Origin of the sequence: Bacillus mexicanus, assembly GCF_050445615.1 — a bacterium.
Taxonomy (GTDB): domain Bacteria; phylum Bacillota; class Bacilli; order Bacillales; family Bacillaceae; genus Bacillus; species Bacillus mexicanus.
Window position 1 is genome coordinate 725,622 of sequence record NZ_JBCEYV010000002.1, and the last position, 13,554, is coordinate 739,175.

Genomic DNA, 13,554 nt, shown 5'->3' on the forward strand with positions numbered 1-13,554 from the left:
ATTAGAAAGCTATGGAATTTAAACAAGAGGTATTAGACGTTTTAGCAGAGGTTTGCCAGGATGACATCGTAAAGGAAAATCCTGATATTGACATTTTTGAAGAAGGTTTGCTTGATTCTTTTGGAACAGTAGAATTGCTGCTTGCGATTGAAAACCGTTTTGATATTTTAGTGCCGATCACTGAATTTGATCGGGATGTTTGGAATACGCCTAATAACATTGTAAACCAGCTGTCTGAGTTGAAATAATGAAAAAGCGTTTTTTCGGTCCAATTATTTTGGCGTTTATTCTATTCGCAGGCGCCATCGCAATTCCATCTTCATGGCTGACAGGCTTCATTACCGATAAACGGGTGAAGGAGTCAGCAACAGCCTTGAATCCAAGCATGTTTCAAGGGCTTTATTTACAAGATCAAGCACTCGAAGATCCGGCATATCTTCCGATTTACGGATCTTCTGAGCTTTCTCGGCTGGATGAATTCCACCCATCTAATTACTTTCAAGTAAACAATGAAGGGTTCACGCCATACCTTGTCGGCAAAGGCGGATCCCAGTCGTTGATTCATTCCTTAAACTTCGCTGCCCATAAGGATCAGCTGAAGGGCAAAAAAATCGTATTCATCGTGTCCCCGCAATGGTTTATTAAGCGCGGATCTGATGAACAGCATTTCGCGCCGAATTTTTCCGCGCTGCAAGGGCTTGATTTGGCATTTAACGAGCAGATCGATCCCGATGTGAAAAAGTACATGATGAAACGCATGCTGCGCTTTAAAGTCGTGAAAAACGACGCGGTTCTTTCCGAGCTGTATAAAGCAATGATAAACGGTCAGACATGGAAAGTGAACGCGCTGAAACCGGCGGCAAAAGTCTACTACAGCATGCTGGAAAAGAAAGACTTGTATTATTCAACGATGGAATCCTCCGGGCCAAAGCGTTATATCTCGCAGTCGGTAAAGGACAAGTCATGGTCTGAATTAAATAAACTCGCAGATCAATCAGGCAAACGCCACTCCGGATCTAACGATTTTCACATCGACAACCCCATTTATAAAAAGCTAAAGCCGAAAGTGCCTAAGCTAAAAGGGACAAACAAAAGAAAATCGTATGCAGTGTCACCGGAATACAAGGATTTTGAGATGATGCTTGATATCCTGAAGGATGCGGGTGCAGAGCCTATGTTTGTCACCATTCCTGTTAACGGAAAGTGGTACGACTACACGGGCTTCCCGAAAAAAGGACGCACTGACTATTACAAAAAGGTGAATAAACAGATCAGAGCCAAGGGCTTCCAGGTTGCTGACTTTTCAGGACATGAATATGATCCGTATTTCATGAAAGATACCATTCACATCGGCTGGAAAGGCTGGGTGCATGTCGATAAAGCAATCGACGAGTTTTACAAAACCGGAAAAGTCACTTCATCCTGAGCATCTCTTAGGACGCGGCTGCATATTTCCTGCTAAGATTTGAAATAGTAAAGGAATCACAGCCAACAGATAAGAGGTGTTACATCTATGAAGATGACAGGCAATACGGTGTTAATTACAGGCGGTTCCGCCGGCATTGGGCTTGAACTGGCCAAAAGGCTGCTGGAGCTCGGCAATGAAGTCATTATTTGCGGACGCAGCGAAACACGTCTAACCGAAGCGAAACAGCAGCTCCCGAACATCCATACTAAGCAGTGTGATGTTGCGGACCTTTCTGAACGTGAAGCATTATCTGAATGGGTACTAAAGGAATTTCCGAATCTGAATGTTCTCGTCAACAATGCAGGCATTCAAAAGGAAATTGACTTCAGAAAAGGGACAGAGGAGCTTTTCGTGGACGGAGATGAAATAGAACTCAATTTTCAAGCGCCTGTCCATTTATCAGCCCTTTTTACTCCTCATTTGATGAAGCAGTCCGAGGCGGCAATTGTTCAGGTCACATCAGGGCTTGCGTTTAACCCGTTAGCAGTTTATCCGGTGTACTGCGCAACGAAAGCGGCGCTTCACTCATTCTCGCTTACGCTGAGACACCAGCTTCGCAAGACGAGCGTGGAAGTAATAGAAATGGCGCCTCCTATGGTGGACACAGCATTAAACCAAAAATCACGTGATAAACAAGGTCTGACGTACCGCGGCCTTTCAACTGAAGAATATGTTCAGTATTTCTTGGAGGGTCTAAAGGAAGGCAAACAAGAAATTACAAATGAACGCGTCGAAGGACTTCGGAATGCCACTCGCGCTGATTATGACAAGGTGTTCGAGCAAATGAACACGCAGGAGAATTAATTTCTCCTGCTTTTTTCTTATGAATTTCTTGCAAATTTACGTAAACCTATTGCGAATATTTGTTGAAGGTATACAATAGAATATAAATTATTTTCAAATAAGTTTGATAATATAAACAATTTAACAACAGGGAGATTGACCATGACTAAACAAACGATTCGCGTTGAATTGACATCAACTAAAAAACCGAAACCAGATCCAAATCAGCTTTCGTTCGGAAGAGTGTTTACAGACCACATGTTTGTAATGGACTATGCGGCGGATAAAGGGTGGTACGACCCAAGAATCATTCCTTATCAACCCTTTTCAATGGACCCGGCGGCAATGGTATATCACTACGGCCAAACCGTGTTTGAAGGGTTAAAGGCTTACGTGTCGGAGAATGACCATGTCCTGCTTTTCAGACCGGAAAAAAATATGGAACGCCTGAATCAATCAAACGACCGCCTTTGCATCCCGCAAATCGATGAAGAACAAGTTCTGGAAGGTTTAAAACAGCTTGTTGCCATCGATAAAGACTGGATTCCGAATGCAGAGGGCACATCTCTTTACATCCGTCCGTTCATCATTGCAACCGAGCCTTTCCTCGGCGTTGCGGCATCTCATACGTATAAGCTCTTTATCATTCTCTCTCCGGTCGGTTCTTATTATAAAGAAGGCATCAAACCAGTTAAAATCGCTGTTGAAAGTGAATTTGTCCGCGCGGTAAAAGGCGGAACGGGAAATGCCAAAACCGCAGGGAATTATGCTTCAAGCTTAAAAGCTCAGCAGGTTGCTGAAGAGAAAGGATTTTCTCAAGTACTCTGGCTGGACGGCGTTGAGAAAAAATACATCGAAGAAGTCGGAAGCATGAACATCTTTTTCAAAATCAACGGAGAAATTGTAACACCGATGCTAAACGGAAGCATCCTTGAAGGCATTACACGCAATTCCGTCATCGCCTTGCTTAAGCATTGGGGCCTGCAAGTTTCAGAACGAAAGATTACAATCGATGAGGTCATCCAAGCCCATAAAGACGGCATTCTGGAAGAAGCCTTCGGAACAGGAACAGCAGCTGTTATTTCCCCAGTTGGCGAGCTGATCTGGCAGGATGAAACACTGTCGATTAACAACGGTGAAACAGGAGAAATCGCGAAAAAACTATATGACACAATTACAGGCATTCAAAAAGGCGCTGTCGCAGACGACTTCGGATGGACAACCGAAGTCGCAGCGCTGACTGAAAGCAAGTAAGCAAAAAGCCGGCAATGAATGCCGGCTTTTTTTACGCTTCAATTTTGTTAAAGAACTGCGGCAGGTACGCTTTGTGCGCCTCCAGCATTTCGTCTAAAATCTGTTTGGCCACAGTATCGGATGGGACGAGCGGATTAATCGTCATGGCGAGGAGCGCTGTTTGATAGTTGCCTGTGACCGCCGCTTCTGCCGCGACACGCTCAAATGATTTAATTTGCTGGACGAGGCCTCGGACAGATACCGGCAAGTCACCGACAGCAATTGGCTGAGGGCCGTTTTTCGTCATCACGCAGTTTACTTCAACCGCTGAATCGTCTGGGATGCTGGCGATTGCCCCGTTATTCACCGTGTTTACCGGCTGAATGTCGTGTTTATCATTGTAAATAGAGCTGATTAAATTACAAGCTGCATCGCTGTAGTAAGCGCCTCCCCGCTTTTCCAGCTGTGGCGGTTTGATCGCAAGGTTTGGATCTTTATAAAGCTCAAACAGCTCTTTTTCGACCTTCTGCACCACTTCAGCACGGGTGCCTTCTGTTTGTGATGCTTCCAGCTCGTGCTCAAGCATCTCTTTTGTTTTGAAATAGTAACGGTGATAGCCGCAAGGAATGATATCAAGCGCTTTTAAAAATTCCGGCTCCCACTCTGCGCCTGAAATATTTTTCATCGTCATCGCGTTTTCCGGATCACCCATCGCTTCGATGACTCGATCCTTCACACTGACGCCGTCCAAGAAAACATCGAGCCCGAACACCATATGATTCAGTCCGGCGAATTGGACTTCTACACGGTTCACATCTACATCAAGCGCTTTGGCAACACCCATTTTAATGCCGATTGGAACGTTACAGAGACCGACGACTTTCTTCAGGTTAGAGTAGCGAAGCAAGGCTTCTGTCACCATGCCGGCAGGGTTTGTGAAGTTGACGAGCCATGCGTCCGGGCAAAGCTCCTCAATGTCTTTCGCGATCTCCAGGATAACCGGAATCGTACGCAATCCTTTAAACAGACCTCCCGGGCCGTTCGTTTCCTGACCGATAACCCCGTATTTTAAAGGGATGCGCTCATCCTTGGCTCTTGCCTGCAGAAGCCCGACGCGAAACTGGGTCGTCACAAAGTCTGCACCCTTCAACGCTTTTCTCCGGTCGAGCGTAAGGTGAATATCGATCGGGACTCCAGCTTTTTCAACCATTCGTTTGGCGAGCGTACCGACAATATTCAGCTTTTCTTCGCCTTCAGGGATGTCAACGAGCCATAATTCTCGGACAGGCAGCTTATCATACCGTTTAATCAACCCTTCCACTAGCTCAGGCGTGTAGCTTGAACCTCCGCCAATCGTGACAATCTTCAATCCTTTTGTCATATGCTTGCTCCCCTTTGTTCGGTGATTTTTTCATATAACTCAATGAACTCCGCCGCCAGATCCTTCACTGTCATCGCATTCATTAAATGATCCTGTGCATGCACCATCAGAAGTGTCATTTCCGTTTTTTCTCCGCCCGCTTCATTTTGGATCAGCTCTGTCTGATAATGGTGGGCTTTTGACAATTCTTCTGCGGCGTCTTGAAGCTTTTTCCGCGCTTCTTCTGCATCACCGCTTTTCGCAGCGGCAATGGCCTCCATTGCAGAGCTCCTTCCATTTCCTCCGTGAAGAATCATTTGAAAAATAATTTGCTCCATTTTTTCACTCACGCGATTCACTTCCTTTCTCTATAAAGCCGCTTCTTTGTCATCTGATGCTGCAGGCGTTTGAACCAGCTCTAGATCGTTTTCTTCTTTCAGCTTCTGTTTATCCCACATTCTAAAGAACGGGTAGTAGACGACAAAGGATACGGCGATATTAATGACTTGCATAACCGCACCTGAGACCTTCCCTCCTGTCGCCAGATAGCCTGAAAAGATCGGCGGCATGGTCCACGGAACCGCGATCCCCGCCGGCTTAGCAACAAGGCCGGTGCTCATCCCGATGTAAGTAAGGACCACTGCGACAAGCGGGGTGATGAGAAACGGAAGCAAAAGCATCGGGTTCATAACGATTGGCATTCCGAAAATAATCGGTTCATTAATATTAAAGACGGCCGGGCCGATCGCAAGCTTTCCGAGCTGCTTCATTTGCTTGCTTCGTGCGCGCAGAAACATCGTGACAACCAGTGCCAAGGTAGCGCCGCTTCCGCCGATATTGACCCAGATATCGAAAAACTGCTGGGTAAAAATCTTCGGCAGCTCCTCACCGGCTTGGAAGGCGATCCGGTTGATATCCATAGCGCCGTACCAAATCGGTGCCATGACGCCGCCGACAATGTTTGCGCCGTGAAGACCGCAGGCCCATAAAAGCATTTTGACAGCTTCTGCAACAAGGCTTCCTCCGAGGCTTCCGCCAAGAATGGAAAGCGGGGTTCCCAGTAAAACGCTTACAATGTTATGAAGACTCTCAAACGGTGTTGCTTCCACAAGAAGCCGGGCTGCCCAAATCAGAAAGATGACGGCAAAGCCGGGAATTAACGCGACAAATGATTTGCTGACTGCCGGGGGAACGCCATCCGGCATTTTGAAAACCAAGTTGCGCTGGATAATAAGCCGGTAAATCTCAGTCGACACCATCGCGATAATCATGGCGACAAACAGGCCTTTGCTTCCCATCAGCGAGAGCGGAATTCCGCCGCCGACCATGATTTCTTTCGTCGTACCGTCTGGTATAAACGGCACTTGATAAGGTGTTGCCAACAGAAATGCTGCAAGTGAAATGGCTCCGGCTGACAGGGCATCAACGCCGTATTTCTCGGCGAGCCGGTAGGCGATGCCGAATGCGGCGACAAGGCCCATAATTTCAAAGGTAGCGTCGACTGGATAAGCCAGCTTTTCAGACCATGAACTGCCAAACGTTTTTGCCATAAATTCAGCGTATCCCGGTATCGGGAGGTTGCCGATGATGAGGAAAAAGGAACCGATGATAATGAGCGGCATCGTGAGAATGATACCGTCACGAAGCGCCTGCAAATGGCGTTGGCCCGCAATTTTCCCCGCTATAGGCATGACCTTTTCTTCTAAGAATTGATTGATTTTATTCACATAGCCCGCCCCTCTCTACGACACCTGTCCAAGCAGTTCAGCTGATTTCAGCACTTCCGCCCCGTTGCACGTGCCATAATGGACAGAATTGATAACGTCTACCGGAACCCCCTTTGTCTCTCCTAATTTTTTCAGCTGCGGAAGCATGTAACGGACTTGCGGGCCGAGAAGCAGCACATCCGCTTTATCGATATGATTCTGTACAGAATCGCCTGAAACTGCCCAAATGGTATATTCTTTCCCTTGTTCCTGCGCACTTTTTTCCATTTTGCTCACCAGTAAACTTGTAGACATACCTGCTGCACAAACGAGTAATATATTCATGTAAAAGACCCCCTAGAGTTTAATCAATTTTGTTAAGTCCTGCTGTTAATATCATCATATTATGAAATCGCTTTCATAAACACTCAAGGTTTTTCCGCAAGAAACGGAAAAAAGGTATATACAGACTGTCCGCTTAACGATTTTGGTCAAACACCTCTAAAAGTTCTTGATACGAACGGCTTTTGATCAGCTGGTTCACGGCTGCCGGATCGTCCAAAATGCTGCCTAGTAGTTTATACATGTTTTGCAAATCCGCTTTGTTCTCCTTTTCGACACAGAGCAAACAGACAAATTGAACACGCTGATTCTCCCAATCTATCGGTTTTTTTAACGTACAGACGGTCCAAAATGTTGTTTTTGTCTGCGGGACGAGCGGGTGCGGAATGGCAACAAGATTGCCAAAGCACGTTGGCGACATGTCTTCTCTTTCAAAAATTGAATCTATGATGTCGTGATTGGCATAGCCGGAATTAACCGCTTTTTGCCCTAAAAACTGAATCACTTCTTCTTTTGAGCGCATATCCTTCTGAAAAAAAACAAGTTCTTCTTTTAGATAGCGGGCCGCTTTTGCTTTTTCGTCACTTAAGATGGATTCAATTTTCACAAAGTCGGTGCCGCCCAAGAGTGTATTGACCTTCAGCACTGGTACAGGGAGAGCTTTTTTGATCGGGATGGTGCTGAGGATCAAATCAATCGATTCAAAGGACATTTGGTCAAGACTATAATACTCAGCGGTTCCTAAAATATCGAGCCGCTTGCCGAAATGGGAGCGGAGTTTTTCGCGCAGCAGCTGAGCGCTCCCGGCACCAGATGCGCACACAATGATACAGCGCTTCGGCGGGCTTTCTGTTTTTTTTCGTTCAATGGCGGCACCGAAGTGGAGAGCTAAATACCCAATTTCATTTTCATGAATATCGATACCCGTTTGTTCCTTTATGACTATTCCCGCAATGATTCCAGCTTCAAAAGCGAGAGGATAATGCTCCTTGATTGCTGCCAGCATTGGGTTTCGCAGGTTCATGCCGTATCGGTTGCGGCTGATCGCCGGCTTCACATGCAAAGCCAAGCCGATTTTCAGCTCGTTGTCATGCAGAATGCCAAACTTCAGTTCTCGATCAACAGCTTCCATCATCGTTAATATTAGCTGATCAGTTTCTTTGTCTATTGAAAATGAGTTCTCCCCGCATTGCAGCTGTGTCACTCGTTTTGTGCCGAGGAGATGCATAGCGATATAGGCCGTCTCGTCTTTCGGAAATGTAACAGCTAACGCTGATTCCAGCTCTTTTACAATGGCTTCAGCAGCCTGATATTCTTTTTGATGCAGGATATGATCCATATCTTCCGGGAAAAGAGATACATAGTTTTCCGTTCTAATCCGTTTACAGGCGATAGCGATATGTATGATGAGGTTATTCAGACCTAAGCTGGACAGAGGAATGCGGTCGTTTTTGATTTTTGTCAGGATGGCGGAACGGATGATGTCGATTTCTTTAGTTGGCAAAATATCAGCCTTTTCATTCAGAATATCAAGCTCTGTTTCTCTTTCATCGACGATGTACTCCGCCATACAAAACCTCATCTGCACCTCGTCCCCGCGCAGCTTAAAGCCATAATTCGGACGTGTTTCCATAACGATGCGGTAAGGAAGCAGCCGTTTCTTCACTTCTTTTAAATCGGCTTGGAGTGTGGATTTTGAGATATACAGTTCTTCAGCCAGTTCATCAAGCTTGAGATAATGCTCAGCCAGCAGCAGCCTTTTCAAAAGATAGGCCATTCTCTCCTCCGGCAGCACCGGCAGGCCTTTTTTTTGCTGAAACACATCTTGCAAAAGCATTCTGAATGTCTGCTCGTCATGAATGCGGAGTTTGTAACCGGAGCCTCTTACCGATTGGACAAAGGCGCCATGACTGCTCAGCACGCTTTGCAGTTCCTTTATGTCATTGCGGACTGTCCGCGTCGTCACGTTTAATTGCGCAGCAAAAAACGAGCTTGTCACCGGGGCTTCAGCCGCCATCAACAAGCGCAGAATATCACGAAGTCGCCCATGAAGCATGAGAAAAACCTCCTATCAAGTAGAAATGCACGGATCAAATGAATAGGCAGAAAGGATCGAGAAGGAATACGAAATGTATATAAATTCTATAATGGGGAGAATTTCAAGTCAATGAACATCGGCGGGACGAGAGGGAAAATTACCCATAATAAAAAAACAGCCGGCTCAGCCGGCTGTTTTGGACACCTTGCGATCCTTCATGATTTTTCGAACAATCGGATATATGATCGGCGCCCACTTGATAACGGTTTTAATCATTTTTTTCAAAGCTTCGATTCTCCCTTCTTTTTTCTCAACCATTCCCCTGATTGCCTTTTGTTTAAACATGCTAACGCGAGACGTACCTGTTTCCCGTCACCCAAAACCGCCACGGATAATCGCGCGCCTCTCCGCTATTGTCGATGCCGATGCGCGGGCCGGTTGAGATGTCTTCCGGTGTATACCCGCTTTCAATATAAAGCGGCTGTTCCGTGATCCAGCGTCCGTAGTCATTCATCGTGACACCAAGCGCTTTCGTCAGCTTTCCGGGCCCGTTTGTCCATTCTCTCGGACGGCGGCCTGTCCTTCTCTCCTCCATTAACAGCTGACCTTCATGCGGCTCAATCGCTCTGATTAATACCGCTTGCGGGACATCTGTTTCTGCGGCAACAACATTCAGCAATGTATGAGTGTGCATCACATATGTATACACCCGCCCAGCTTCTGCAAACATAATCTCTGTCCGCTTCGTACGGCGGTTGTTAAAACTGTGAGCCGCTCTATCTTCGGCACCCATGTAGGCCTCTGTTTCCACAATATAGCCTGACGCTGTGCCTTCGTCTGTTTCTTTTACTAGAAGGCAGCCGAGAAGCAACGGGGCAAGCTCAAGAGCGCTTTTTTGATAAAACGTGATGGGCATCGGCTTTATTTCTCTCGTCACGAATCGACCTCTCCTTTTACCATTTTGTGTACATTGTACCATTCCCGAAGCAGCTGAAAAAAAACGGCGGTTTTAAAATCTTTCCATTCAGGGCATATTGTTACCGTTCAAAAAAGGAGGGTCAACGAATGAAAGATGATCATCGGAAAAAACATCACGGAACAAATGCACAGGGCAGCGAGGATGCGCTTTCTCATAAGACATCAGGGAAAAACGAGTCAGAGGATACCTTAACGAACAGACAAGGGCATCCTGTAACTGACAACCAAAATGTGAGAACAGTCGGGAATAGAGGGCCTACAACACTTGAGAACTATGATTTTCTCGAAAAAATCAGCCACTTTGACCGCGAGCGTATTCCTGAGCGGGTTGTACATGCAAGGGGAGCGGGTGCACACGGATATTTTGAAGCGTATGGAAGCTTTGGAGACGAGCCAATTTCAAAGTACACCCGTGCCAAGCTTTTTCAGGAAAAAGGCAAAAAAACGCCTGCATTTGTCCGTTTTTCTACTGTGAATCACGGAAAACACTCACCTGAAACATTGAGAGACCCGCGCGGTTTTGCCATTAAGCTTTATACCGAAGATGGAAACTGGGATTTGGTCGGGAACAACTTGAAAATCTTTTTTATCCGCGACCCGCTGAAATTCCCAGATCTTGTGCACGCATTTCAGCCTGATCCAGTGACCAACATCCAAGACGGTGAACGTATTTTCGACTTCATTTCTCAGTCTCCCGAAGCGACACATATGATTACCTTCTTGTTTTCACCTTGGGGCATACCGGCCAACTACCGGCAAATGCAAGGCTCCGGTGTACACGCTTATAGGTGGGTGAATGAGGAAGGCAAAGCTGTTCTCGTGAAATACCACTTCGAACCGAAGCAGGGCATCCGCAACCTGACACAAAAGGAAGCAGAAGATATCCAAGGGAAAAACTTTAACCATGCAACACAGGATTTATATGACGCGATAGAAAATGGCGATTATCCGGAATGGGAAGTGTATGCCCAGATCATGAGCGATGACGCTCATCCTGAACTGGACTTTGATCCGCTTGATCCGACAAAGCTTTGGTATAAAGACGATTTCCCATGGAAGCCGATCGGTAAATTGGTTCTTAACAAAAATCCGGAAAACTACCATGCGGAAGTGGAGCAAGCCTCATTCGGAACGGGTGTGCTTGTCGACGGGCTTGATTTTTCAGATGACAAACTGCTCCAGGGGCGGACGTTTGCCTATTCTGATACGCAGCGCTACCGTGTAGGTGCCAATTACTTGCAGCTTCCGATCAACTCGCCGAAAAAACATGTCGCCACCAACCAGGAAGGCGGGCAAATGCTGTACCGGATGGATAGAGCAGAAGGACAAAACCCGCACGTCAACTACGAACCTTCCATTACAGGCGGGCTGAAGGAAGCGAAGCAGGATGGAAAAGATCATACGCCCCATGTCGAAGGTGATGTAAAGCGTGAAGCGATCGACAGAACGAACAACTTCGGACAAGCCGGGGAGACGTACCGGAGATTCACTGAGTTTGAACGAAACGAATTGATCACAAACCTGGTGAATACGCTTTCCACATGTCAAAAGGAAATCCAAGACCAAATGATTGAGAACTTTACAAAAGCTGACCCTGACTACGGAAAACGCGTAGCGGAAGGATTGAAAAAAGTCTCCGAAACCAACAACAACGGACCGATCGGCACAACTAAGACTGAACAGGCCGCAAAGCAGGCTGAACAGGAAAGTCACCCGTCTGATCCGTATTAACAAGCAGGAAACAGGGCGTTTGTTTAAGTCCTGTTTTTTTCCAGTATTGCAGCACTTTCCACAGGAAGGCTGAGAGAAATGATGGCGTTACAGCAGAACATCATTCCTTTCGATCGCGCCGTTTGTTATGTATGGCATTTTGTTTTTGGTTTTCAAGCCTGTAAGAACATTTGCACTTTTCATGCGATGCAGCCGGCATCCGGTATTCGCCGCCTTTCATATGTTGCTCGCACAAACGTGTCAAAACGAACAATTAATAGCTTTCATACCGCCGAAAGCGCCACACAGAAAACATGGCCAGAAGCAGAATACACAAAATGGAAAATGCGAGTGACCACCCGAAATAATCCGCCCTTTCTCCGTGAAGAAGGATATGCTCTGCCTGCTTGCAAAGCTCAGCAGGAAGCCACTTCGCACCCTCAGGAAATATCGAGGCAACAAAGGAAACGGCAGCTGTCAGCCCAATTCCAAAAGCCGCGGCTGCTCCTAAAGATCGAAACATCGTGCTTCCGGCAAGGCCGGCAGTTACGATAAACAGGATCCAAAGAGCGTAGAGGCCAAAACTTTCGGCAAAATGGCTGAATGATGTGTGCTCAAACAGCAGCCGGACGTAATAATAAGCAAGTCCGTATCCAGCTGCAAACGATACGATCCCAATCACGCTTTGGATGAGCCATTTGCTCATTATATAATGGACTGCCCTCACAGGCCGCGACATGATCAGTGACGTTATCCCTTGGTTTCTTTCATTCGCCACGCTCCCCATTACACTAAAGATGACCAGAGCCATGCCCAGCGTGTTGAATTGAGAAAGCGTGCTGACCATCACTTCAGGCCCGGAAGGCGTCGTAAAACTGATTTTCATGCCGTCAGGAAGGTTTCCTCCGTGTTCAATGATTTCCGGCAGATAATAAATGGTCAGCGGCTGTGTCAGTCCTACGATCATCATCGCAATCGGCAGCCAGATCAGCTTGCCGCTTTTCCACCCTTCCAGCCATTCTTTCTGCAATAATGTCATCGTTACCTTCATGCGTGCACCACCTTTAAATAGACGTCTTCAAGAGATTCCGTTTTCTGTTCAAACCGAGTGATGGTCAATCCTGCACGGATACAATCACTCAGCAATGTCCGGCCATCTTGTATACCCGGCAGCTCAAAAACAGCTTGAGACGGATTGATATAGACAATAGCTGAGACATAAGGCTGCTCTTCAAGCCAGCCCTTAAGCTTTTCTTTTACAGCAAGGATAAATACATTCGTTTGATGCTGTTTTTTTAGCTGCTGTAACTCGCCATTCCATGAAACCTTCCCGTCTTTCATGATGACCACTTGATCACACACTTGCTCCGCATCGTGCAAAACATGGGTAGAAAACAGAACAGCCATATGCTTCTTCAGCTCCCGCATCATCTCCAGCACTTCGAACCGTCCAGACGGGTCAAGAGCAGACACCGGTTCATCCAAAATCAGCAGCTTCGGCTTATGGAGCAGCGCCTGTACCAGCCCAAGTCGTTGTTTCATGCCGCCTGAATAACTGCCGATTCTGGTATGCGCTGCTTCCTGCAAACCAACGAATTCCAGCATCCTTCCGATCTCCTCTTGGCACTTTTTCTTCGAAAGACCGGACAGTCTCCCCGCAAATGTTAAAAATTCGGCTGCCGTCATCCACGAATAGAAAGCCGGATACTGCGGGAGGTAGCCAATCAAACGCCGATCGATTTTTTTCTCTCCTAACATCTTGATTGTTCCAGAAGTTGGTGAAAGCAGCCCGGCCAGCATTTGCAGCGTTGTGGTTTTACCGGCTCCATTTGGTCCTAATAGTGCGACACACTCGTTTTCATTCACATGAAAACTGATATTTTCTACAGCTTGATGGTGCCGGTACAATTTGTATAATGACTCAATAGACAGCATA

The 13,554-nt window shown here is 46.6% G+C and carries 14 protein-coding genes; 5 read left to right on the forward strand and 9 right to left on the reverse strand.

Going from position 1 to position 13,554, the window contains the following annotated elements; all coding sequences use genetic code 11:
• Nucleotides 1-11 precede the first annotated feature (11 nt).
• From dltC to AAGG74_RS13355, 4 genes are all read left to right on the forward strand, one after another.
• Nucleotides 12-248 carry a D-alanine--poly(phosphoribitol) ligase subunit 2 gene (gene dltC, locus AAGG74_RS13340; RefSeq protein WP_039075079.1) on the forward strand — a complete coding sequence of 79 codons (237 nt, stop codon included), beginning with the start codon at nucleotides 12-14 and terminating at the stop codon, nucleotides 246-248.
• Nucleotides 248-1,426, forward strand: a complete 1,179-nt coding sequence (gene dltD, locus AAGG74_RS13345) for a D-alanyl-lipoteichoic acid biosynthesis protein DltD (RefSeq protein ID WP_429675776.1) — start codon at nucleotides 248-250, stop codon at nucleotides 1,424-1,426. Before dltC ends, dltD begins: the two co-directional genes overlap by 1 nt.
• Nucleotides 1,427-1,513: 87 nt before the next feature.
• Nucleotides 1,514-2,272 (forward strand): SDR family oxidoreductase, encoded by a 759-nt coding sequence (locus AAGG74_RS13350; RefSeq protein WP_429675777.1) that lies wholly within the window; start codon nucleotides 1,514-1,516, stop codon nucleotides 2,270-2,272.
• Nucleotides 2,273-2,413: 141 nt separating this feature from the next.
• On the forward strand, nucleotides 2,414-3,505 hold the full coding sequence (locus AAGG74_RS13355; RefSeq protein ID WP_162103720.1) for a branched-chain amino acid aminotransferase: 1,092 nt from the start codon (nucleotides 2,414-2,416) through the stop codon (nucleotides 3,503-3,505).
• 31 nt (nucleotides 3,506-3,536) lie between these two features.
• Here AAGG74_RS13355 and licH read toward each other — a convergent pair whose 3' ends face one another.
• The 7 genes from licH to AAGG74_RS13390 all read right to left on the reverse strand — a co-directional run bounded on the left by licH (nucleotide 3,537) and on the right by AAGG74_RS13390 (nucleotide 9,867).
• Nucleotides 3,537-4,865 (reverse strand): 6-phospho-beta-glucosidase LicH, encoded by a 1,329-nt coding sequence (gene licH, locus AAGG74_RS13360; protein ID WP_429675778.1) that lies wholly within the window; start codon nucleotides 4,863-4,865, stop codon nucleotides 3,537-3,539.
• A complete protein-coding gene (licA, locus tag AAGG74_RS13365; protein ID WP_225493181.1) occupies nucleotides 4,862-5,194 on the reverse strand; it encodes a PTS lichenan transporter subunit IIA in 333 nt (110 codons plus the stop codon). Before licA ends, licH begins: the two co-directional genes overlap by 4 nt.
• An 18-nt stretch (nucleotides 5,195-5,212) precedes the next feature.
• Complete coding sequence (gene licC, locus AAGG74_RS13370) at nucleotides 5,213-6,571, reverse strand: PTS lichenan transporter subunit IIC (RefSeq protein WP_162103713.1); 1,359 nt, start codon at nucleotides 6,569-6,571, stop codon at nucleotides 5,213-5,215.
• A 15-nt stretch (nucleotides 6,572-6,586) separates the two neighbouring features.
• The gene (gene licB / locus AAGG74_RS13375) at nucleotides 6,587-6,895 is read right to left on the reverse strand and encodes a PTS lichenan transporter subunit IIB (protein WP_162103710.1); all 309 of its coding nucleotides are present in this window, start codon (nucleotides 6,893-6,895) and stop codon (nucleotides 6,587-6,589) included.
• A gap of 133 nt (nucleotides 6,896-7,028) precedes the next feature.
• On the reverse strand, nucleotides 7,029-8,948 hold the full coding sequence (gene licR / locus AAGG74_RS13380; protein ID WP_429675779.1) for a transcriptional regulator LicR: 1,920 nt from the start codon (nucleotides 8,946-8,948) through the stop codon (nucleotides 7,029-7,031).
• Nucleotides 8,949-9,113: 165 nt separating this feature from the next.
• Nucleotides 9,114-9,248 (reverse strand): hypothetical protein, encoded by a 135-nt coding sequence (locus AAGG74_RS13385; RefSeq protein WP_429675780.1) that lies wholly within the window; start codon nucleotides 9,246-9,248, stop codon nucleotides 9,114-9,116.
• Nucleotides 9,249-9,276: 28 nt separating this feature from the next.
• Nucleotides 9,277-9,867 carry a DNA-3-methyladenine glycosylase gene (locus AAGG74_RS13390; RefSeq protein ID WP_429675781.1) on the reverse strand — a complete coding sequence of 197 codons (591 nt, stop codon included), beginning with the start codon at nucleotides 9,865-9,867 and terminating at the stop codon, nucleotides 9,277-9,279.
• Nucleotides 9,868-9,995: 128 nt separating this feature from the next.
• Here AAGG74_RS13390 and katX point away from each other — a divergent pair, with 128 nt between their 5' ends.
• The gene (gene katX / locus AAGG74_RS13395) at nucleotides 9,996-11,639 is read left to right on the forward strand and encodes a catalase KatX (RefSeq protein WP_429675782.1); all 1,644 of its coding nucleotides are present in this window, start codon (nucleotides 9,996-9,998) and stop codon (nucleotides 11,637-11,639) included.
• A gap of 253 nt (nucleotides 11,640-11,892) precedes the next feature.
• Here katX and AAGG74_RS13400 read toward each other — a convergent pair whose 3' ends face one another.
• Together AAGG74_RS13400 and AAGG74_RS13405 are read right to left on the reverse strand one after the other, a co-directional pair.
• On the reverse strand, nucleotides 11,893-12,669 hold the full coding sequence (locus tag AAGG74_RS13400) for an ABC transporter permease (protein WP_429675783.1): 777 nt from the start codon (nucleotides 12,667-12,669) through the stop codon (nucleotides 11,893-11,895).
• Nucleotides 12,666-13,553 (reverse strand): ABC transporter ATP-binding protein, encoded by an 888-nt coding sequence (locus AAGG74_RS13405; RefSeq protein ID WP_429675784.1) that lies wholly within the window; start codon nucleotides 13,551-13,553, stop codon nucleotides 12,666-12,668. Before AAGG74_RS13405 ends, AAGG74_RS13400 begins: the two co-directional genes overlap by 4 nt.
• Nucleotide 13,554 lies beyond the last annotated feature (1 nt).